A 273-nucleotide genomic window follows, 5' to 3' on the forward strand; every position below is an offset into this window, starting at 1 on the left:
CTCAGGTATTTTCGGATATTCGGCTTTATGTTTCTCGTGCCCTTTAGGCTTTTCCCATTTGGGGAAATCGGGTTTTTCTTTCTCGTACTCTTCGTGCTCTTTCGATTCGTGTGACTCTTGGCACTCTTCATCTTTATGTTTCTTACTCTTATCTTCCTTTTCCTTGTACTCGGGTATTTTCGGATATTCGACTTCGTGTTTCTCGTGCTCTTTAGGCTTTTCCAATTTGGGGAACTCGGGTTTTTCTTTCTGGTACTCTTCGTGCTCCTTCGA

General features: G+C 42.9%; 1 protein-coding gene. It reads right to left on the reverse strand.

Annotated elements, in window-relative coordinates:
* Window positions 1-273, reverse strand: a 273-nt coding sequence (locus HB860_RS22055) for a hypothetical protein (RefSeq protein ID WP_247627963.1), incomplete at both ends; no start/stop codon positions are given.

This window comes from Aeromonas genomosp. paramedia (genome assembly GCF_023093515.1).
Lineage (GTDB): Bacteria > Pseudomonadota > Gammaproteobacteria > Enterobacterales > Aeromonadaceae > Aeromonas.